This window comes from Binatus sp. (SeqCode) (assembly GCF_036522015.1).
Classification (GTDB): domain Bacteria; phylum Desulfobacterota; class Binatia; order Binatales; family Binataceae; genus Binatus.
This window is the reverse complement of the sequence record NZ_DATDGQ010000253.1, coordinates 1-20243: the sequence shown is the minus strand read 5'-3', so window position 1 is coordinate 20243 and position 20243 is coordinate 1. Positions and strand designations below refer to the sequence as shown.

The following is a 20243-nucleotide window of genomic DNA, read 5'->3' as shown; positions in this document are numbered from 1 at the left end:
GGCGGCGCAGGCCCGGCGCAAGATGTGCTCGCGCTGAACGGCGGCGCCGCAATTTACGTCGGCGGCAAAGCTGCGTCGCTGAAAGAAGGCGTCGATGCGGCGCGTGAAATTATCGCTAAAAGCCGCGCGCTCGAAGTCCTCGACAAGCTGCGGCGCGCCAGCAACGGAATACAATGAGCTCGATACTCGACAACATTTACGCCGCCAAACGTCTCGAAGTACGCGCTCGACGCGCCGCCGTATCGCCCATGGCGATCGTCGCCGAAGCAGGGCGAGCGCCCAAGCCGCGCGATTTCGTCGCGGCGCTGCGCGCGCGGCGGCCCGCGATAATCGCGGAGATCAAGCGCGCGTCCCCGAGCAAGGGCGACATTGTGCCGGGACTCGATCCAGCCAATGTCGCCCGCGAATATGTCGCTGGCGGTGCGGCAGCGATCTCGGTTCTGACCGACGTCCATTTCAAAGGCACGCTTAACGATCTGCGAGCGGTCCGCGCCGCCGTCGAGGTTCCGTTGTTGCGCAAGGACTTCATCTTCGAGCCGTACCAGGTTTACGAGGCGCGCGCGGCGGGCGCGGATTGCATTCTGCTGATCGCCGCGATGCTGAAAGAAGGCGAGCTGCGATCGCTGGCGGCGCTCGCGCGTGAACTTGGGATGGCGACGTTGGTCGAATCGCACGACGCGGGTGAGTTCGCGCTCGCCGGAAAAATCGGCGCTGGGCTGATCGGCATCAACAACCGCGACCTGCATACCTTTGCGACCGACATCGCGGTAACCGAGCGCCTGCTCGCGGACTACAAGGGCGACGCGCTGATCGTCACGGAAAGCGGAATCGACTCGCCTGACGATATACGGCGGCTCGAGGCCGCGGGCGCGCGCGCGTTTCTGATCGGCGAGAGCTTGCTGAAAGGCGGCACGCCCGGTGCGAAGCTCGGGGAGTTGATGCGCGCGTTATGACGATACGCGTGAAAATCTGCGGCATCACGCGCGTCGAAGACGCGCGCGCGGCGATTGCCGCGGGTGCCGATATGATCGGGTTGAACTTCTACGCGAAGAGCCCTCGCTACGTCGAGATCGATCGCGCGAGGGCAATTCGGGAGGCGATCGGATCAAGCGCCGCGGTGATCGGAGTATTCGTGAACGCGCACCGCGCCTATATAGATGAGCTACTGCGCGCTGCGTCGCTCGATATGATCCAGTTCTCCGGCGACGAAGATGACGCTGCGCTGGCGGGCTGGCCCGTGCCGTCCATCGTCACGCGGCGGCTGAAGCCGGGCGAGAACATGACGCCGCATCGCGCGGACTACGTGCTGTTCGACGCTTTCGATACGCAACTCCGCGGGGGCACAGGAAGCCGCATTGCGCTGGATCAGCTTCGCGCGCTCGACCTGAGTCGCGCGTTTGTCGCCGGCGGATTGAATCCCGACAACGTTGCCGAGGTGGCCGCGCTCGAACCTTACGCGGTCGATTGCGCCAGCGGGGTGGAGTCGTCGCCGGGCGTGAAGGACCACGATAAACTCAGGAGGTTCGTCGCCAATGCAAAACGTTCCCGATAGCCGCGGCCATTTCGGCCAGTTCGGCGGCAAGTACGTCGCGGAAACCCTGATGCCGGCGCTGTTCGAGCTCGAGAGCGCCTACAAGCAGGCGCGCCGCGATCCAAAATTTCGCGACGAGCTCGAGCAGCGCTCGCGCGAGTTCGTGGGACGCCCGACGCCGCTCTACCTGTGCGAAAATCTGACCGCGAAGCTCGGCGGCGCGAGAATTTATTTGAAGCGCGAGGACCTCTGCCACACCGGCGCGCACAAGGTGAACAACACGCTCGGGCAGGCACTCCTGGCGGTGCGCATGAACAAATCGCGCATCACTGCCGAGACGGGCGCGGGGCAGCACGGTGTCGCGACGGCCACGATGGCGGCGCTGTTTCGCCGCGAATGCGAAGTCTTCATGGGGTCGGTGGATGTCGAGCGTCAATCGCTGAACGTCTTCCGGATGAAGCTGCTCGGCGCGAAGGTCACGCCCGTCGAGGGCGGCAGCAAGAGCCTGAAGGACGCGATGAACGAGGCGCTGCGCGATTGGATCGCGACGGTGCGCAACACTTACTACCTGATCGGCACGACCGCGGGGCCGCATCCGTATCCCATGATCGTGCGCGACTTGCAGGCGGTCATCGGGCGCGAGGCGCGCCGCCAGATTCTCAAGCACGAAGGGCGGCTGCCCGACGTGCTGGTCGCGTGCGTCAACGGCGGCTCGAACGCGATTGGACTGTTCTATCCGTTTATCAAAGACACCAACGTGAAGATGATTTGCGTCGAGGCCGCCGGTCTCGGCATCAGTGGACCGCATCATGCCGCCACGCTAACGGCGGGCAGCGTCGGCGTTCTACACGGCAACAAGACCTACCTGCTGCAGGACGAGCTCGGACAGATTCGCGAGACGCATTCGATTGCCGCGGGCCTGGACTATCCGGGCGTCGGCCCCGAAATTTCGTGGCTTAACGACGTGGGCCGCGCCGAATACACGTCGGTTACTGACGCCGAGGCGCTCGACGCGTTGAAGACGCTGTCGGAGACCGAGGGAATCATCCCGGCGCTGGAGAGCTCGCATGCGGTGGCGCACGCAATCAAGCTGGCGCCCCAAATGGCGACGGAACAAATCATGATCGTGAATCTATCGGGGCGCGGCGACAAGGATATGCAGACGGTCGCCAAGGCGTTCGGGGTGACGGTGTAATCGTGGCAGCGGCGCACAGAATCAAAGGTAAATTTCGCGAGCTGCGCGCGCGCGGCGAGGCGGCGTTGATCCCGTTCATCGTCGCCGGCGATCCCGATATGGACACGACGCGGCGGCTGGTGCTCGAGCTCGAGGCTCGCGGCGCCGACTTGATCGAGCTGGGCGTACCGTTTTCCGATCCGATGGCCGACGGACCTGCCAACCAGCGAGCGCTGGCGCGCGGACTCGGCGCAGGCGCGTCATTGGCGGCAATACTCTCGATGGTGAGCGAGCTTCGCGCGCAGACTCAGATTCCGCTGATCCTGTTCGGCTACTACAACCCGATTTTTCACTACGGATGCGAGCGGTTGTGCGCGGACGCGGCGCGCGCCGGCTTCGACGGCATCCTGACCGTCGATCTGCCGCCTGAGGAATCAGGGGAGCTCAAGCGGCCCGCGCGCGCCAACGGTCTCGACCTTATCTACCTGCTCGCGCCGACGACGCCACTGGATCGAAGCCGCGCGATCGCACGCTCGGCCAGCGGCTTTCTGTACTATGTGTCGGTGACGGGCGTGACCGGCGCGCGAGCGCATCTCGACACGGATCTGGGTGCGCATATGCGCGAGCTGCGGAGTGTGACCGATTTGCCGATCGGTGTCGGCTTCGGTATCTCGACGCCCGAGCAGGCCGCCGAGGTCGCGACGATGGCCGACGCGGTAGTAGTCGGCAGTGCGATTTCGCTGTTGATCGAAGCGCACGCCAAATCCGGGGACGTGCCACAGGCGGTGGGCGGACTGGTTGGCGCGATGAAAGATGCGATGAAGTTGGCGCGGCGCGTCGAGCGCGCACCCGCCGCGGAGAATTCAGATGGCTGAACGCGAACCGACGCCGCTCCCGACCCAAGCGCCTTCCGACGACATCTGGTCGAAGTGCCCGTCGTGCAAGGAGATGGCGTTCCGCAAGGAAGTGGAGCGCAATCTGAACGTGTGCCCAAAGTGCGGATATCACTTCCGAGTCACGGTCCCACAACGGCTCTCGATAAGCATCGATCGCGGGACGTGGCGCGAGCTGATGGCCGAGATGGCGATTGGCGATCCGCTCGGCTTCGTCGATTCGCGCCCATATCCAAAGCGGATGGCACAGGCGCGGGCTAATAGTGGCCGCAACGACGCGGTGGTGGTCGGAATCGGCAAAATCGAGAATCGGCCGGTCGCGGTTGGGGTGATGGACTGGGATTTCATGGGCGGGAGTATGGGCGTGGTCGTGGGCGAGAAGCTCGCGCGGCTGTTCGATATCGCCGGCGAGCGCCGCTTGCCGGTGATCATATTCGTCTCGTCGGGGGGCGCGCGGATGCAGGAAGGCGCGCTGTCATTGATGCAGATGGGGAAAGTATCCTCTGCGATCGCGCGATTTCGCGACGCGCGACTGCCGTACATCTCCGTGTTGTGCGATCCGACGACCGGCGGCGTGGCCGCCTCGTTCGCGATGCTCGGCGATTTGAATCTCTCGGAGCCTGGTGCGCTGATTGGCTTCGCGGGGCGTCGGGTAACGGCGCAGACGAGTAACCAGGAGCTGCCCGACGACTTCCAGCGTGCAGAGTTTTTATTAGCGCACGGCATGCTCGACGCAATTGTCCCGCGGCACCAGATGCGCTTTACGCTGGCGCGAATCCTCGCGATGCTGACGAAGCCGCGCGGGAACCGCGGTAAAGCTGCGAACGCGGGCAAGGGCAAGCGCTAGCGCTTCCCGGGCGCGTACGCAGACAGAAGCAGACTCTTGAATCGCGCGCAAAAAAGCGCGCTGCAATCGGACCCTCACCTTCGATCCTCTCCCATTCTGGGAGAGGGGAAGAGCGGCGCGCCATGTCATGGTTGTCATCCTGACAAAGCGAGCATCGCGAGCGGCAGGAAGGATCTCGGACAGCTTCGCGCAAGCGAAGCCGGTTCCGGTTTCTGAGATCGCGAAGCGCTCCTTTGCGATGTCGCCCCGGGAAAGGCGCTGGATTCTTCCGCGTGCTGCTTGGAGCCGGTAAACTTCGGGCTGGTTATGGATCAACTTTCCAAGACTATCGACTGGCTTTATTCGCTGGAGGCTCGCGGGGAGATCTACAAGCTCGAGCGGATGGAGGCGGCGCTTGAGGTCACTGGGAATCCGCATCGGAAACTGCGCGTCGTGCATATCGCGGGAACCAAGGGCAAAGGTTCGGTCGCGGCGATGCTTGATAGTTGCCTGCGGCGGGCGGGTTATCGGACGGGGCTTTATACCAAGCCGCATCTTGTGAATCTGGCCGAGCGGACGCGGATTTCCGGCGCTGAGATTCCGGCGGGGCTGATGCTCGACTATATCGAGCGGCTGCGCGCGATCTACGACCGCGCGGGGCTGGCGCTCACGTTTTTCGAGTTCACGGTTGCGATGATGTTTCTGTACTTCGCCGAGCAGCACGTCGATATCGCGGTGGTCGAGACGGGGCTCGGCGGGCGGCTCGATTCTACTAACGTCGTGACGCCGATTCTGAGCGTGATTACGCCGATCGGTTTCGATCACATGGAATATCTCGGCTATACGATCGCGGCGATTGCGGGAGAGAAGGGCGGGATCATCAAGAACGACATCCCGGTCGTGATTGGCGCGCGCGATGCTGAGGCGCGGCTGGCGCTGACCTCGATTGCCGCGCAGCGCCGAAGCGCAGTGCGTTTGATTGACCGCGATTTTTCTTACACGTCGCACGCGCCGGCGCATCGGCTGGACTATCACGGGCTTGGGCTGGAGCTGCCCGATCTCGAGCTGGGGCTGGCGGGTCCGTTTCAGCACGAGAACGCGGCGATCGCGATGGCTACCTTCGAGGCTTTACGTGCGCAGGGTTGGCGGATTGGCGAGGACGCAATCCGGACGGGTCTGCGGGAGATTTACTGGCCGGGGCGTTTTGATGTCGTATCGAAGCGTCCGTTCGTAGTCCTTGACTGCGCGCATAACGAGATGAGTATTGCCGCCTTGCTCGAGACTATGAGCGTCGAGCTTGGCTCCGAGGTTAAGCCGCGGCTGATCTTCGGATGCCAGTCCGCGAAGGAATGGACGAGGATGGTCGCGATGCTCGGTCCGCGGGTGCGCGACGTCACATTGACGCGCGCGAAGCCCAAGGCTCCGCTGGAGCCGGAGGAACTCGTCGCGCCTTTCGCGGCGCATTGTCCGACGCGCGTCGAGCGCGATCCGATGCGCGCGATCGAGCGGGTGACTTCCGAATTGACGCTCGCTGACGTGGCGCTGGTTACGGGTTCGGTGTATCTTATCGGCGAAGTTTACCCCTATTTTCTGACGCGCGAGGGGCGGAGTGGGTTGTTTCCTGAAGCTGGCGTTTAAACGAGTCGCGATCGCGGTAGCGTTGGCCGCGATGCTCCTGCCGGCTTTGGCCCGCGCCGATTCGCCCGCTGGGACGCCTCCGAAACAAGCTCCTAAGAAATCTGGAATTCCTACCCCGGTCCGCACCGAGCACGAAGAACCAGTCAACGTTACCGGCCAGGAAACCATCTACGACTCGAAGACCGACACCTTCGTCGTGAAGGGCGACGCCGTCATGACCCAGGGCGGCAGCGTGTTGAAGGCCGACGAGATCGACATCATGCGCCGTGACCGCAAGGCCCGCGCTATCGGGAATGTCCATTTGATCGATCCCGAAGTCGAGATGTGGGCGACCGACGGCACGATCGACATGAACAACGAGACGATGGTGCTCAACAACTCCAAGATACTGGCGAAACAAAACATCTATCATCTCGAAGGCAAGCAGATAATAAAGCAGGAAGGGCAGACCTACGAGGTAAAGAAGGGATTCTTCACGACCTGCGGATGCGAGAAGGGCACGCCGTCCTGGTCAATCAACGCAGACCACATGCTGGTGAACGTGGGGCAGACCGGCACCGCTACCAACGCCACCTTCAACGTAGCTGGCTATCCGGTAATTCCGCTGCCGTACGCGATTTTCCCGGCTGACTCGGATCGGCACAGCGGCTTGCTGAGCGGGCGCGAGGGCCAATCGGGACTGCGCGGGTTTCAGTGGCTGCAGCCGTACTACATCGCGATCAACAAGAGCTCGGACGCGACCGTCGCACTCGATATCGAAACCTCGCAGCGAGTTGGCGGCCTCGGCGAATACCGGCTGGTCAACGGCAAGGACGACTACCTGTGGGCAGATGGCGCGTTCTACAACGAGGCGCTCCGCTCGGATGCAAATCGGGTGAACGACGTCGTGGATACGCAGATGGCCGATCCGCACATCCCGATTAACCGCTACGGGCTTATCGCGATGACGCGGCAGCATCTCACAGACGATCTGATCGCGTACGGCGACACGGTTTCGGTAAGTGACAGCCTTTACCTGCGGGAAATGGATGTGTGGACGTTGTCGCGCGGCTTCGCCTCCGGCCAGGGCGCGATAAATTTCGGATCGATGACCAACGCGCCGTCGAACTTCGGATTGCTGTATCAATTCGAAAACGCGTACGCGCAGTTTCAGGGCAACTGGAATCAGGACCTGATTCAACCGCAACAGTTCGCGCTGCAGCGGCTGCCCGATCTGACTGTGACCGGACGCCAGGAATTGTTCAACAACCTGATGTTCGCGGACTACGATGCGGAGGCGGTCAACTTCTACCGGTCCGATGGGATCGATGGCGGGCGCTTCTCCGCCAATCCCCGGATTACACTGCCGTGGCGTTTGGGCGACTACCTCAATGGTTACGGGACAGTGGGTTCGCAGGCAGTGTTATATGACACTGCTGGTAACGACATCCACATCACTCCGGTCGGAAACATTCCTCCTCCCATTGCCGCTAACTCGACTTGCCCTGGCCGTGGCGGCGTTCAGCTTGTTTTCAACAATTGTGTTTCGTTGAGCCCGTTCGGCAGCGACGGGACTAGCGCCCGAATCGTCCCCTACGCGAGCGCCGGAATGTCAACGGTCCTCGATCGCGTTTACGACGTCGAATGGAAATCGATTGAGAAGCTCAAAAATACGATCGAGCCGTTTGCCAACTATGCCTATGTGCCCCGCATCTATCAGGGCAATCAGCCGCTGTTCGATCAGACTGATCGTCTGAACTCACGCAGTCTTATTACCTACGGCTTCACCACGCGGCTGTTCGCCAAGATCAAGGAAGACCCTTCGGACGAGACGACCACCGACGCGACTCCGACCGAAGCCATATCGGCTACCGGCGATTCGAACGTCGGGCCATTCCATGAAGATCCCCTGGCGGACTCGTTGGCGCCGCGCGGTGGAACCATAACCCGGAACGGTGAGCATTCGCAGGAACTCGGCTCGTTGACGATACAGCAGGCGTATGACACGTCGCACGAAGTGACGACCTCCGGATCCAATATCTCGGACGTCGAGGGGCTGCTGAACGTCTATGCTACCCAGATTGCAACGCTGACTTCGCAGCTCGACTACAATCCGCGCGCGCACGCAGGGATCACGTTTGCCAACGCAGCGCTGGCCATCCAGTCGCCCTGGACTACAACGGGGTCGGCGATATACCTGGGAAAAGCGTTGCAGGGCTCGTTCATCGAGTTCGCGTACAATTACGCCAGCCGGAAAGCCACCGTCTTCCCCGGGACGGCTAAAAACGCCGCTCAATTCGTATCGGGACGCGCGTACACTGACATTTTCGATCGGCTCGGCGTTTATATTGCACCCAGCTACGATCTCGCGGACAACCGCATGCTGTCCACCGAATACGGCGTGCGCTTGAAATCGCCATGCGATTGTTGGGCGGCAGACCTTGGAATCACCGACTCGACGAATCCCAACGAAGTACAGATCCAGTTCCAGTTGACGCTTGGCGGTTTGGGCTCGGTGGGACGCAGTCCGTTCGGACGCAATCCATTCCAGACGCGCGGCCTGGTCGGCTCGCCGACCGGAGTGCTGCCGAACTACTGAAGTTTCAAGTGTTTGAAAGTAGAGATTCCGGCTGATCGGCGGCGCCTGATCATTCGGGCCAGCGCGGTGGTCCTCGCGATTGTCGCGGCGGTCCTGCTGGTCCAACGCCTCCACGCGATCTCGCATCGATACGATCAATTCGATTTCAGCGTCTTCTACGGCTGGTGGACCGATTATTCGAGCGGCGGCAACCCGTGGACGGATCTGCGTGGACCGATGCGCGGATGCAACTATACGCCGTTTTTCATCGGGATATTTTCTCCGCTCGCCCGACTCGATCAGAAAACCGCGTTCTGGATCTGGCAGACCGCGCAAATCGTCTACATGGTGACCGCCGTTCTATTGCTGGCGCGCGGGAACGCTTCGCCGCTCGGCGCCGTGCCGACGATCATCGTGCTTTCGCTTGTGATGCTATCGAGTCCGTTTATGGCTGCGGTGGTATGGAGCCAGATAACGCCTATGCTGCTGGCGCTGATATCCGCGGCATGGTTCTGCGCGCGGCGACAGCGCCCGGCTGCCTCTGGACTGTGGCTGGCGCTCGCTGCGCTGCTGAAACTCTATCCCGCGGCAGTGGCCGGGTACTTTTTGTTTAGCGGCCGTTGGCGTGCACTCGGCTGGACGATCGGCTTTTTCGCCGCCGGCGTACTGCTGTCGAATCCCGCCCGCTGGATCGAGCTCGTGGCTCATGGCCTGCCCATAGCGTATCGCATCACCGGCCGCCACGGACTTACTGTGCTTTCCTTCGTACGAACAAGCGTAGCGCACCTCGCTGGTACCCGGATCAACGCGGAGCCGCTCCTCGCAGTCTGGGGGTTAACCGCGCTGATAGACCTCGTGCTGCTCGCGATCGCGGCTGCCGCCACCATGACAGCCCGCGGCCGCGCCGACCTCGACGACCTTGCATTCGGACTGTGGGCCGCCCTTGCGGTGCTGATGTCCCCGCTAGCGTGGCGACAGGATTTCATTCTGCTGCTGCCCGCGTGCTTGTTCGGGCTGAGAGGCGCGTGGCAGCGTTTCCAGCCCCGCGAATCAACCCGCAACCTCGCGTTGCTAGCTGGCATCGCGACGCTTTCCTATTGCATCCTCTCTGCGCTCATCAAGGCGATGCCGGGTCCAAGTTTTCCAGCGCTGTTGGCTGCGTATCTTGGCGCCGCATTGATCTTCCGGGCGCGGATGCGCGCGGAGTCACCATGCGTCGAAGCTCGAAGCGCGCTCGCTCAGCCGTCCTAGAAGTACAGCAAGGCGATATCGGTAAGAATCCACAGCGCGACCGCGAGCATCAGCGGCCGATCGTGCATCAATGCGCGGGCGGGGTCGCCGCCCTCGTTGCGCTCATCGATCAGGTAGAGATAGCGCAGGATCCCGAATGCGACGAACGGCACTGTCAGATAGAGATGCCGGGTGCCGAGCTTCGCTTCGACTTCGGCCGACGCCGTGTAAATCATGTAGCTGACGAGCGTCGCGCCGGCGACGATCGAGATCATCTGATCGACCAGCCGGACACTATATTCCGAGAGCGCGCTGCGGTGCGCGATGGCGTCGTCGCCCAACGCGATGAGCTCGTGGCGCCTGCGCGCCAGCACCAGGAACAGGGCCAGCACGAACGTGATGAATACCAGCCACGGCGATACCTCGACGTCGATCGCGACGCCGCCGGCGAATGCGCGCAGCACGAAACCCAGCGCGACCGCGATCACGTCGATGATTACCTGGTGCTTGGCCCACAGCGAATAGACAAGTTGAAGTGCCGCGTACAGCAGCGCGATTCCCACGAACTCGCGGCCCAGCATGATGCTCAACACGATTGCAATCGCCGCGAGCGTCAGGGCGAATCGAGTCGCCGCGGCAACGGTAAGATCGCCGCGGGCCAGCGGGCGATCGCATTTCTCGGGATTCAGGCGATCGGCGTCGCGATCGGCGATGTCATTCAGAACGTAGCCGGCGCTCGAAAGCGCACAGAACGCGACGAATGCGACGACGGCCAGCACGACATCGTGCAAGACGAACAGCCGCTGCCCGAATACCAACGCCGCCAGCACCAACGCGTTTTTGATCCATTGATGGGGCCGCGCGAGGCGGAACATTAGACCGATCTGGCCGGTGCTCGGGCTGTCGTTCAACTTGATCGCCGCGTTCACTGCATTTCGTTGTATAGGTCTGCGCTTTGGCGTCGCAAGATGGACGACCCTTGACCGCGAGCAAGGTTTGCGAAGACAGTACGCTCGATGACTACTGCAACACAGGAAAAAACCGGACCGTCAGCCACGGTCGATCTCGTTGGTCTTCGGCGGTTCCTCGATGAGCGCGGCCTCGGCGACACCGGCGCGCTGCGCTCCGAAAACATCTCGTTTGGCCATTCCAACGAGGTTCACCTGGTTCATTTCGACGGTCATTCGTGGGCGCTGCGGCGTCCGCCGCGTGGGCCCTTGCTGCCGACCGCGCACGACATGATGCGCGAATATCGCGTGCTCAAGGCTCTGCAGAATACCGCCGTGCCGGTGCCGCGCGTGTACGCGGTGTGCGACGATCCGTCGTACATCGGCGCGCCGTTTTACCTGATGGAATACCTGCGCGGCGATGTGGTGCGCGCAGACAACAAGCATTTCGTGCAGACGCCCGAGCTGCGCCGGCAGGTCAGCGAGCAGATGGTCGACGTGCTCGTCGCGTTGCAGGAGGTTGATTGGCGCACGGCCGGCCTCGAGGGTTTCGGGCGGCCTGACGGCTATCTCGAACGCCAGCTCAAACGATGGACCGATCAGCTCGAGCGCACGATTCCGCACACGCGCCCGTTGCCGGTGATGGAGAAAGTGAAAGAGTGGCTCCGTGCGCGAATCCCCGAGTCACCGGCACCGACGATTGTCCATGGCGACTACAAGCTCGACAACGTGATGTTCGATCCCGCAACCGCCCGCGCGATCGCCGTGCTCGACTGGGAGATGTCCACGATTGGCGATCCGCTCGCCGATTTCGGTTGGATGCTGACCTACTGGCCCGATCCGACCGACCGCGCGTCGGGCGGCGTAATCGCTAGCATGCCAGCCGCACAAGGATGGCTGACGCGGCGCGAAATGGTCGATCGATACGAGCGGCTCACCGGCCGTGCGATGCGCGACTTCCCGTTCTACCAGGCGTTCGCACTTTTCAAACTCGCGATTATCATGGAGGGCAGCTACGCGCGATTCGTGCTCGGACAGACCGACGATCCGCTGTTCGCCATCAGCAAGGAGCGGGTTCCCGCGCTGGCAGATGCAGCATGGTCGGTGTGCAACTCGGCGCCGAGCCGCTAGCGTTTAGCGGCGCGAAAGATCGCGCGCACCCAACCGCGCGCTTCGGGATACTGTTCGACATCGAGCACGAATTCCTGCCCGCGGCCCACGGACTGCAAGCGCGTCGAGGTCTCACAGTCCGTCCAGCGAGCCGCCTTCGAATGATAGGAAAGGGCAGGGCGTCCGCATGGCGCGAACCATCGCGGCAACTGCCACACAGAACAATTCGAGTCGGGCTTCGTGAGTATCAGATCAGGTTTGATGCGGTCGAAGGTTCCGGCGCCGCTCGTGGCGAGGCCGATAGACGAAAGGCGGCGGCTCGCGAAGTAGAGCGTGTTGTTCGCGTACCGCTCAGGTGCGGCGAGATGCGGATGTCCGTCGGCCCACGGCATTTCAGTCACGAGGCCGTTGGTTGCCTGGGCCACTGTCCCTACCTGCAACCAGCCGAAGATGACGTGAAGTTTCGGCGCATCGCGGACGAATCGGAACGCGCCTGCGATTTGCTCAGCGCGCCGAAAGCATCCGAAGAACAGAAAGAGATCGCCGCATCCTATTTTGTGGCGCGCCAGATGGCTCTGTGCGGCGCCGGCCTGGCCGAAAATCGGACGCCATCCGGTAGCGCGCGCAATCGCGTTTCGGCGCAAATCTGGATCGAGATGCGCGCCGTCGCCTCGACGGACTCGGCCGCTCGTAAGGTCTTCGACAATTTGCGCGATCGCCGAGCCGTTGAACGGAGAAATTTTCTTGTATGAGGCCGGCGCTCCGGCGTCCGGGATCGGCAGTGAGCACAGTTGGCCGTTTATGATTGGGCTCGGGCATCCGCCGTGCGCCGAGTCGAATCCCTTGCGGCTGAGAATGAGCTTCATCAGCGATTTTTCTAGCCTCTCTCTATCAGGGAGAGGCCGACGCGAGACCTTGAGTGTCGGGTGAGGGTCCAAATTCCTGGTTCTTCAATTGCGTGATCCTCGCGCTGTCCGCTTCCTGCGGAAATCCGAAAACAAGAAGCGAAATCTCGGAACGCGGACCCTCACCCGCGCCGGAGGCCCGGCCTCTCCCTGATAGAGAGAGGCAGGACTCGGACCTTTCGCTACGCTCAGAATGCACACCGCGCCGCAATGCTATATTTTTCGCCGAACTCGCGACAAGGAAGATTCTGATGCCGGATTTCGATCTCCTCGCCGAACTGGCGCGCTTTATCGAACGCATCACCGCGATCGCGCGGACCGGACTTGCCTTCAAACCCGACGGCTTCGATAGCGAACGCTACGATGAGTTGCTCAAAGAGGCGGCCCGAATGCATTCCGTCGTCGCCGGCGCGAGCGACGACGATGCGGAAGCGCTGCGCCGTCAGTGGCGCGAGCAAGTGATTGCCGGCTACGAAGGATACGTCACGGCAGCGGTGGGATGCGGTGTGATCGCTTTCAACGAGCGCGACGAAATCCTGCTGATTCAGCGACCGACCGGGAAATGGTGGTATCCCACCGGCTTCTGCGACGTCGGCGTATCGCCCGCCGAGAACGTCGCGAAGGAAGCGCTCGAGGAAACCGGTCTTATCGTAAAACCTGAGCGCTTGATCGCGGTAATCGACAACAAGAAGTACGGCTCACCAGCTCGGCATATCTACTCGATGCTTTTCGATTGCCGAATTGTCGGCGGTGAGCTAAAGCCGAATCCGCTCGAGGCTCTTGCCGCCGCCTTTTTCCCGCTCGACCGCCTGCCGGAGCCGATGCACGGGGTCGATCGCAAGTGGATTGCGCTCGCGCGCGAGTTTCACTTCGCGGGCCGCGTCGCGCCGTATTTCGATCCGTTGTGAAGTTCTAGCGAGAAGTCGCTTCGCCCGGAGGAGTGGCCTGCGCCTGCATTGGCGGAGTTCCGCCGGTGCTTGCGCCAATTGAAATGATCATCATCCCCTGCTCGTAGCGCGGACCGCCGACGATCAACGTCCCGTTGTTTTTGAGCTTGAGGTCGGTGGTCATCATCGGGCGCGTGCCGTCGAACAGCACGATCTCCATCGCGATCATGTCGCCGTCGATGGCGCGCGGCTGCACGTGGAGAATCTTGCCGCCCGGCAGCGTGAACGCGATCATCTTGCCGCAATCGGTCTGTCCCTCGTTATGACCGATCAGGCTGTAAGTCGAAAAGCCGAAAAGGCCGCGCAGCTTCTGTCCCATCGGAGCCAGCCGCGGGTCAGTTCCCTCGTTGGTGTCCGCGGCCATCACCGAGTCGATATAAACGTTCACCTGCTTCGGCGCCGGCTGGGCGTAGCTGACGCCTGCCATTCCGAAGGCCGTGGTCGCGATGATGAGAAAAGTGAGGGTACCGGGACGCAGCGTCATGGCGACCTAGGGCTGATCCGGTAACCATATTACCGTAGTGTCCCGGCGCGGCTCGCTCCAGACTGCAACCGAATGGTTCTCCGACTCGAGTCGCGAGATGTCGGCATGAGAATCGTTGTCCGCCATCGTGGGCTCGTCGGCGGTCGCGTTAGCCACTTGATTCGACGCCGATGCGTCTTCGCGCACAGCCGTCGCGACCGAGGCAGCCGGCTTCGCGTTTCGATTGGCGAACTGCTCGGCATACGGCGTCATCAGAATTATCGTCATGACAGCGGCCGCCGCGATTGCTCCGCCCCACGCGAAGCCCGCGCCGACGGAGTCCAGCTGGCGCCTGAGAAAACGCTCGATTCTCGCCAGCACCGGTTGTGGCAGGCGATCGACGCGTGCGATTACCGCGTTCGAAAAGCCGGTCAACGACGGCTCGCCCGCGATCGATCTGAGGTCTCGTCCAATAGTCGAATAGTCGGCAAGGATGCTTGTGCAGGATTCGCATCGCGCCAGGTGGAAAGCGACTTCCTGCATCTCGTTCGGTTCGAGTTCCGAGTCCTCGAACGCGCCGAGCATCATGCCTATTTCACCGCATTCAGCCATAAATGTCGCTCAGTCCCCGCCCACGTCTTTCAAGATGTTACGCAGGTGCGTGCGTGCATAGTGCAACCTGCTCATTACCGTTCCTCTTGGGCACTGCAAAACGTCGCTAATTTCGTCGTACGACATTCCTTCAACTTCGCGTAGAAGTATCACTGCGCGATGTTCCGGCGTCAACTCCTCCAGCGCTTGCTTTAGACGCGCGGAGAGTTCACTGCGGCTGACTTCCTTGAACGAGTCTCCTGTGGCCGTCGGCAGCTTGCTGATTTCGGTTTCGGCATCTTCACCGTGAAGGACCACGTGGCGTCCCTCGCGGCGCCAGAAATCGATCGCGAGGTTGGCCGCGATTCGATAAAGCCAGGTTGAGAAGCTCGAGCGCGATTCGAACTTCGACAGATTTTCGTAGGCGCGAACAAATGTTTCTTGCGCCAGTTCAATCGCGTCATCCTGATTGTGCACCACGGCCAGCGCGACTCCGACCACTCTGCGCTGATACCGCTCCACCAAAACGCCGAAAGCCTCCGAATCGCCCTTGCGGGAGCGTTCGATAAGTTCGGCTTCATCACCGTCGTGGCGGCCTGGTGTTCTCAACTTGAGTAGACGCTGGGACAGGCGACTAAATTCAGCCCGGTGTTCATTCCGCGCCGCTCATCTCGGCCCAGTTTGGGCCGGATTTCAACTCCACTTTGAGCGGAATTTTGAGCTCGGCGACCCCCTCCATTTCGCGTTTTGCCAGCTCCGCCGCCTCTAGCCACTCGCCTTTCGGCGCTTCCAGCAGTAGTTCGTCATGCACTTGCAGAATCATCCGGGCGCCGAGGCCGCGCTCCTTAAGCTCCCTGTCCAGCCGTATCATAGCGAGTTTTATCAGGTCTGCCGCCGTGCCCTGGATGGGGGTGTTGATGGCGATTCGCTCTGCTTGCGCCCGCGCGCCGCCCGGCTGCGCGTTGAGCTCCGGCAGATAACGCCGGCGCCCGTACATCGTCGTTACGTAGCCAGTCGTGCGCGCCACGCGAACCGTGTCGTCGAGCCACGCACGCACTCCGGGCAGCCGCTCGAAGTAGCGCTTGATGTAGTCCGAGGCTTCCGAGAGTGCAATCCCGAGTTCGCCCGCCAGGCGCTGCGCGCCCATCCCGTAAATAATCCCGAAGTTTATCACCTTGGCCAGCCGCCGCGCCTCGGCATTGACTTTGTCCGGCGTGACTCCCAGCACCTCGGTCGCGGTGCGGATGTGGATGTCCTCGCCGGTGGTGAACGCGTCGACCAGCGTCTTGTCGCCCGATAGGTGAGCCATCACGCGCAAATCGATCTGCGAATAATCGGCGGACACGAAGACGCATCCCGGCCTCGGCACGAACGCCCGGCGAATCCGGCGCCCCTCGACGCTGCGGGTCGGGATGTTCTGCAGATTCGGGTCGCTCGAGCTGACGCGTCCGGTCGGCACCAACGCCTGATGCCAGGTCGTATGGATTCGCCCGGTGCCAGACCGGATCACCTCGGAGAGCGCGTCGGCATACGTGGATTTCAATTTCGATATCGTCCGGTACTCGATCAGCTTGCGCGGCATCGGATGCACCGCGGCGAGCTTCTCGAGCGTATCGGCGTCGGTGGAAAATCCGCTCTTGGTTTTTTTGAGGCCCTTGGCGGACAGCTTCAGGTGAGTAAACAGAACCTCGCGCAACTGGATCGGCGAGTTGAGATTGAACTCGCGGCCCGCCAGCTCGTAGCACTCGCGTTCCAGTCGATTCATCTCTTCGGCAAATTCTTTCGAGATGACCTTGAGTGCATCGCCGTCGATTCCGATGCCCGCCGTCTCCATCTCGGCCAGGATCGGAGCGATCGGCATCTCGATCTCGTTATACATCGAAGTCAGCCCGTCGGCTTCCAGACGCGCCGCCAGCGCTTCGCGAAGATTTCTCACCAGCGCCGCATTGGTGCCCGGCGGACTGCTCGCGCCAAGCGGCGCGAGGTACTCGTGATACAAATGAGTCAGCGACGGCTCGCCTTGTCCCGAATTGATCAGAAAGCCCGCGAGCATCGTATCGAACTCAACGCCCTTCAGCGCGATTCCATGCCGCGCGAACGCTTCGATCTGCTTCTTAAGATCGTGGCACGATTTGGGCGGGCTCTCGGCACTGAGGAGCGCCGTCGCGCTCGCAATTTCATCTTGCTCGACGACAATCGTCGTATCCGCGCTCGCGATCTGCAACGTTTCCTGAGCTGCCTCAGTCGCGGTGAGATCAACTGCAATACGTGGTGCGTTCGCGAGAGACTTGAGCGCCTCTGCGAGGTCTTTCCCGCTCACCGAAGCTGCCGGTTTCGCGTTTGATTCGAGGCCGGGCAGTTCCGCCTGCGACGGCGAAATCTCGCGAATGATCGAATTGAACTCCAACTCGCGCAGCAGCTCGGCCGCCAACTCCTCATCGACTCCCTGCCACGCGAATTCGTCGGGCTCGACTTTCAGCGGCATATCGGTCTCGATGCGGACCAGTTTCCGCGCGAGATCCACCGCCGCGCGATGCTCGGCGAGCAGCCCGCCCACTTTCTTCGCGCCGCGGATCCCCGACTCCTCGATCCGATCGAGGCTCTCATAGAGTTGCTTGATCCCGCCGAATTTCTGAATCAACGCCGACGCAGTCTTCTCGCCGACCCCGGGCACGCCCTTGATATTGTCGATGGTGTCGCCCGTCAGCGCCTGGATATCTACCAGCGCCGACGGCTCGACGCCGAAGCGCTCCCGCACCTCGCGCGCCCCGATTCGCCGATCGCGCATCGTGTCCCACAGCGTCACGTGCGGGCCGACCAACTGCATGAAGTCCTTGTCCGCGGTGATAAGAGTGACGACGAAGTCCTCTTTCGCCGCGCGCTTGGCGAGCGTGCCGATCACGTCGTCTGCCTCGAAGCCTTCGATCATCAGCGACTTGATGCGAAATGCGTCCACTGCGCGATGGATATACGGAATCTGCACGATCAGGTCGTTGGGCGCCTCGCTGCGGTTCGCCTTGTAGTCGGCGAACAGGTCGTCGCGGAAAGTTCTCTTCGGCGAATCGAAGACGATCGCGATATGCGACGGGCGTACGTCCTTGAGCAGCTTCAGCAGCATCCGGATGAAACCGTAAACCGCCTGGGTCGGCAGCCCGCGCGAGGTATTCATCGGCGGCAGAGCATGGAACGCTCGGAAGATGTATCCGGAGCCGTCGACCAGGATCAGTTGCTTGCGTTCTGCGGCCATCAGTCGAAACTATCCGATACAGTTCTCAAAGCAAAAGCACCGCGAAAGCAAATCAAAATGTTGCTCGACCCGGAATCGTCGTATTGACAGTATCGCGTGGCGTGTTTAATTAGTCGGTTGCTTTTTAGTTGATCGAATTGCAGTGTAGGTTGCTTCGTCAATTTAATGGACCGGCGACGGCATCTCGATGGCTCTGGAATCGGACGACCTGAATGATTGAGGTTAAAAACTTAACTAAAGCCTACGGCAACTTTGTCGCGGTTAAAGACGTATCGTTCAAGGCCGAGAATGGTTCCATCCTCGGCCTTCTCGGCCCCAACGGCGCGGGCAAGACTACGACCATGCGCATCATCACGGGTTACATGCCGGCGACCGCGGGCACCGTGCTGATCGATGGGCTCGATATTTTCTCGCAATCGCTCGAGGCGCGCCGCAAAATCGGCTACCTGCCGGAAAATCCGCCGCTCTATCCCGACATGCGCGTCGAGGCGTATCTCAGGTTCGTCGCAAAACTCCGCGACCTCCCGCGCGCGAAGATCGAGCCGGCGCTCGAGCACGTGCTCGAAGTTTGTGGGCTGACCGACATGTCGCACCGGATTTGCGGCCAGCTCTCCAAGGGCTATCGGCAACGCGTCGGCCTCGCGCAGGCGCTGATTCACGATCCGCCGGTGTTGGTCCTCGACGAGCCGACCATCGGTCTCGACCCGCGCCAGATTCACGAAATTCGCGGGCTGATTCACAATCTCTCGGGCAACCGGACGGTCGTGCTCTCGACGCACATCCTGCCCGAGGTCTCGCAGATCTGCGACAAGGTCGTCATCATCGCCGACGGCCGCGTGGTGCTCCAGGAATACCTGAAGCAGCTGCCGGCCGGGACTTCGCTCGAAGAGATTTTTCTGACCGCCATCACCAAGGAGCATCATGAGGACGGCGCGACTGCCGAGGAAAAGCTGGAGGAGGTTGGAGCGGGGCATACCTAGGCGACCCGTGCCGCTCGAATGAAAAATTCGCTCACAATCGCGGGCAAGGAGCTCGCGGGCTATTTCCTGCAGCCGGTCGCTTACGTCGTGATGACGGTGTTCCTGCTGCTGGGCGGCTTCTTCTTCTTCGCGCTGCTGCGTTACTTCGAAGTGACGCTGACAGCTTACTCGGCAATGCAAAATCCCGAGGTGTTGCAGAAACTCAATCTCAATGAGCGCGTGATCGAGCCGATGCTGCATAATCTCGCGATCGTGCTCGTCATCCTGGTGCCGGCGATCACGATGCGGAGCTTCGCCGAGGAGAAGCGCACCGGCACCTACGAGCTGTTGCTGACCGCACCGATCCGCACCGGGGAAATCGTCGCCGGAAAATTCATCGCGGCGGCGACGTTCATGCTGATCATGATCGGGCTGGCCGGGATGTTCCCGCTGATTCTCGTAGCGTTCGGCAATCCGGAAATTGGCGTGATGTTCTCCGGCTACCTCGGGCTCGCGTTCCTCGCGATCTCGTTCGTTTCGATCGGCCTGTTCACCAGTTCGCTGACGCAGAATCAGATCATCGCGGCGATCAGTTGCTTCGGCCTGCTGCTGTTGCTGTTCGTGATTTCGTGGCCGGCGCAGGCCGGCGGGTCGTCGATTGCCGACTTGCTGCGCTATCTCTCGCTGCCGGATCATTTCGCGCAGATGGTCACCGGGATCATCGATACGCGCGACATCGTTTACTTCCTGAGTCTCATCTTCGTGGCGCTGTTCTTGACCCAACGCTCGGTCGAGTCGGCGCGCTGGCGATAGGGTAGAGGGGGCGGATGCGGCGATCGGCGGCACTTTACGGAATTCTCGGCCTGGTTCTGCTCACGTTCGGGCTGGTCGACTATTTCATCTCGAGCGGCTTTCGGCTGTTCGTGTGGGTCAACCTGGCCGGCGGCATCTTCGCGATCGTCCTGTGGATCACGTCGAGCCGCTCCGAGCTTTCATCGATCACGACCGGACGCTCGGCCCGTTACGGCGCCAACGCCGCCATCTATTCGATCGCGTTTATCGGGCTGCTGGTCGCGATTAACTATATTTCATCGATTCATCATACGCGGCTCGATCTGACCGCCGAGAAGGTTTACAGCCTTTCGAGCCAATCGATAAACGTCGTCAAAGGATTGCAGAAGCCGCTCAAGCTCTACGGCTTCTTCCAGGGTGGCGAGAATCCCGC

Annotated in this window: 18 protein-coding genes and 1 pseudogene; 13 read left to right on the top strand and 6 right to left on the bottom strand. The window is 61.6% G+C overall.

Going from position 1 to position 20243, the window contains the following annotated elements:
- Positions 1-173 precede the first annotated feature (173 nt).
- From trpC to VIW95_RS10905, 8 genes are all read left to right on the top strand, one after another.
- The gene (trpC, locus tag VIW95_RS10940) at positions 174-953 is read left to right on the top strand and encodes an indole-3-glycerol phosphate synthase TrpC (protein WP_331586335.1); all 780 of its coding nucleotides are present in this window, start codon (positions 174-176) and stop codon (positions 951-953) included.
- On the top strand, positions 950-1552 hold the full coding sequence (locus VIW95_RS10935) for a phosphoribosylanthranilate isomerase (protein ID WP_331586333.1): 603 nt from the start codon (positions 950-952) through the stop codon (positions 1550-1552). Before trpC ends, VIW95_RS10935 begins: the two co-directional genes overlap by 4 nt.
- The gene (gene trpB, locus VIW95_RS10930; protein ID WP_331586331.1) at positions 1533-2726 is read left to right on the top strand and encodes a tryptophan synthase subunit beta; all 1194 of its coding nucleotides are present in this window, start codon (positions 1533-1535) and stop codon (positions 2724-2726) included. Before VIW95_RS10935 ends, trpB begins: the two co-directional genes overlap by 20 nt.
- Positions 2727-2728: 2 nt before the next feature.
- Positions 2729-3580: a tryptophan synthase subunit alpha gene (gene trpA, locus VIW95_RS10925; RefSeq protein ID WP_331586329.1), complete on the top strand. Its 852-nt coding sequence runs from the start codon at positions 2729-2731 to the stop codon at positions 3578-3580.
- Entirely contained in the window at positions 3573-4445 is an 873-nt protein-coding gene (accD, locus tag VIW95_RS10920) for an acetyl-CoA carboxylase, carboxyltransferase subunit beta (RefSeq protein WP_331586328.1), read from the top strand. Before trpA ends, accD begins: the two co-directional genes overlap by 8 nt.
- Before the next feature lie 306 nt (positions 4446-4751).
- A complete protein-coding gene (locus tag VIW95_RS10915) occupies positions 4752-6062 on the top strand; it encodes a folylpolyglutamate synthase/dihydrofolate synthase family protein (protein ID WP_331586326.1) in 1311 nt (436 codons plus the stop codon).
- On the top strand, positions 6034-8640 hold the full coding sequence (locus VIW95_RS10910; RefSeq protein WP_331586324.1) for an LPS-assembly protein LptD: 2607 nt from the start codon (positions 6034-6036) through the stop codon (positions 8638-8640). Before VIW95_RS10915 ends, VIW95_RS10910 begins: the two co-directional genes overlap by 29 nt.
- 12 nt (positions 8641-8652) lie before the next feature.
- Positions 8653-9870 carry a glycosyltransferase family 87 protein gene (locus VIW95_RS10905; protein ID WP_331586322.1) on the top strand — a complete coding sequence of 406 codons (1218 nt, stop codon included), beginning with the start codon at positions 8653-8655 and terminating at the stop codon, positions 9868-9870.
- Here VIW95_RS10905 and VIW95_RS10900 read toward each other — a convergent pair.
- Positions 9867-10778, bottom strand: coding sequence for a decaprenyl-phosphate phosphoribosyltransferase (locus tag VIW95_RS10900; protein WP_331586320.1), 912 nt, complete (start codon positions 10776-10778; stop codon positions 9867-9869). The two genes, VIW95_RS10905 and VIW95_RS10900, sit on opposite strands and share 4 nt — an antisense overlap.
- Before the next feature lie 87 nt (positions 10779-10865).
- Between VIW95_RS10900 and VIW95_RS10895 the strand changes: the two genes are divergently transcribed.
- Positions 10866-11927 (top strand): phosphotransferase family protein, encoded by a 1062-nt coding sequence (locus VIW95_RS10895; RefSeq protein ID WP_331586317.1) that lies wholly within the window; start codon positions 10866-10868, stop codon positions 11925-11927.
- Here VIW95_RS10895 and VIW95_RS10890 read toward each other — a convergent pair.
- Positions 11924-12772: a hypothetical protein gene (locus VIW95_RS10890; RefSeq protein ID WP_331586315.1), complete on the bottom strand. Its 849-nt coding sequence runs from the start codon at positions 12770-12772 to the stop codon at positions 11924-11926. The two genes, VIW95_RS10895 and VIW95_RS10890, sit on opposite strands and share 4 nt — an antisense overlap.
- Positions 12773-13062: 290 nt before the next feature.
- Between VIW95_RS10890 and VIW95_RS10885 the strand changes: the two genes are divergently transcribed.
- The gene (locus VIW95_RS10885; protein ID WP_331586313.1) at positions 13063-13719 is read left to right on the top strand and encodes an NUDIX hydrolase N-terminal domain-containing protein; all 657 of its coding nucleotides are present in this window, start codon (positions 13063-13065) and stop codon (positions 13717-13719) included.
- A 4-nt stretch (positions 13720-13723) separates the two neighbouring features.
- Here VIW95_RS10885 and VIW95_RS10880 read toward each other — a convergent pair whose 3' ends face one another.
- From VIW95_RS10880 to polA, 4 genes are read right to left on the bottom strand one after another with little or no spacing between them, the layout of a single operon-like run.
- Positions 13724-14242 carry a hypothetical protein gene (locus tag VIW95_RS10880; RefSeq protein WP_331586311.1) on the bottom strand — a complete coding sequence of 173 codons (519 nt, stop codon included), beginning with the start codon at positions 14240-14242 and terminating at the stop codon, positions 13724-13726.
- Positions 14243-14248: 6 nt separating this feature from the next.
- A complete protein-coding gene (locus tag VIW95_RS10875; protein ID WP_331586309.1) occupies positions 14249-14833 on the bottom strand; it encodes a zf-HC2 domain-containing protein in 585 nt (194 codons plus the stop codon).
- A gap of 9 nt (positions 14834-14842) precedes the next feature.
- Entirely contained in the window at positions 14843-15421 is a 579-nt protein-coding gene (locus VIW95_RS10870) for a sigma-70 family RNA polymerase sigma factor (protein ID WP_331586307.1), read from the bottom strand.
- A 43-nt stretch (positions 15422-15464) separates the two neighbouring features.
- Positions 15465-18059, bottom strand: a complete 2595-nt coding sequence (gene polA / locus VIW95_RS10865) for a DNA polymerase I (RefSeq protein ID WP_331586305.1) — start codon at positions 18057-18059, stop codon at positions 15465-15467.
- A 212-nt stretch (positions 18060-18271) separates the two neighbouring features.
- On the opposite strand from polA, the gene VIW95_RS10860 reads away from it, so the two are divergent.
- From VIW95_RS10860 to VIW95_RS10850, 3 genes and pseudogenes are all read left to right on the top strand, one after another.
- Positions 18272-19039: an ABC transporter ATP-binding protein gene (locus tag VIW95_RS10860; RefSeq protein WP_331586303.1), complete on the top strand. Its 768-nt coding sequence runs from the start codon at positions 18272-18274 to the stop codon at positions 19037-19039.
- An 18-nt stretch (positions 19040-19057) separates the two neighbouring features.
- The gene (locus tag VIW95_RS10855) at positions 19058-19831 is read left to right on the top strand and encodes an ABC transporter permease subunit (protein WP_331586301.1); all 774 of its coding nucleotides are present in this window, start codon (positions 19058-19060) and stop codon (positions 19829-19831) included.
- 14 nt (positions 19832-19845) lie between these two features.
- A pseudogene (locus tag VIW95_RS10850) lies at positions 19846-20243 on the top strand (hypothetical protein); the annotation flags it as partial.

Coding starts and splice junctions, on each gene's coding strand:
- accD (WP_331586328.1), top strand. CDS start 3,573: ATGGCTGAACGCGAACCGACGCCGCTCCCGACCCAAGCGCCTTCCGAC.
- VIW95_RS10885 (WP_331586313.1), top strand. CDS start 13,063: ATGCCGGATTTCGATCTCCTCGCCGAACTGGCGCGCTTTATCGAACGC.
- VIW95_RS10875 (WP_331586309.1), bottom strand. CDS start 14,833: ATGGCTGAATGCGGTGAAATAGGCATGATGCTCGGCGCGTTCGAGGAC.
- VIW95_RS10915 (WP_331586326.1), top strand. CDS start 4,752: ATGGATCAACTTTCCAAGACTATCGACTGGCTTTATTCGCTGGAGGCT.
- trpB (WP_331586331.1), top strand. CDS start 1,533: ATGCAAAACGTTCCCGATAGCCGCGGCCATTTCGGCCAGTTCGGCGGC.
- trpC (WP_331586335.1), top strand. CDS start 174: ATGAGCTCGATACTCGACAACATTTACGCCGCCAAACGTCTCGAAGTA.
- VIW95_RS10935 (WP_331586333.1), top strand. CDS start 950: ATGACGATACGCGTGAAAATCTGCGGCATCACGCGCGTCGAAGACGCG.
- VIW95_RS10860 (WP_331586303.1), top strand. CDS start 18,272: ATGATTGAGGTTAAAAACTTAACTAAAGCCTACGGCAACTTTGTCGCG.
- VIW95_RS10855 (WP_331586301.1), top strand. CDS start 19,058: ATGAAAAATTCGCTCACAATCGCGGGCAAGGAGCTCGCGGGCTATTTC.
- polA (WP_331586305.1), bottom strand. CDS start 18,059: ATGGCCGCAGAACGCAAGCAACTGATCCTGGTCGACGGCTCCGGATAC.
- VIW95_RS10890 (WP_331586315.1), bottom strand. CDS start 12,772: ATGAAGCTCATTCTCAGCCGCAAGGGATTCGACTCGGCGCACGGCGGA.
- VIW95_RS10880 (WP_331586311.1), bottom strand. CDS start 14,242: ATGACGCTGCGTCCCGGTACCCTCACTTTTCTCATCATCGCGACCACG.
- VIW95_RS10895 (WP_331586317.1), top strand. CDS start 10,866: ATGACTACTGCAACACAGGAAAAAACCGGACCGTCAGCCACGGTCGAT.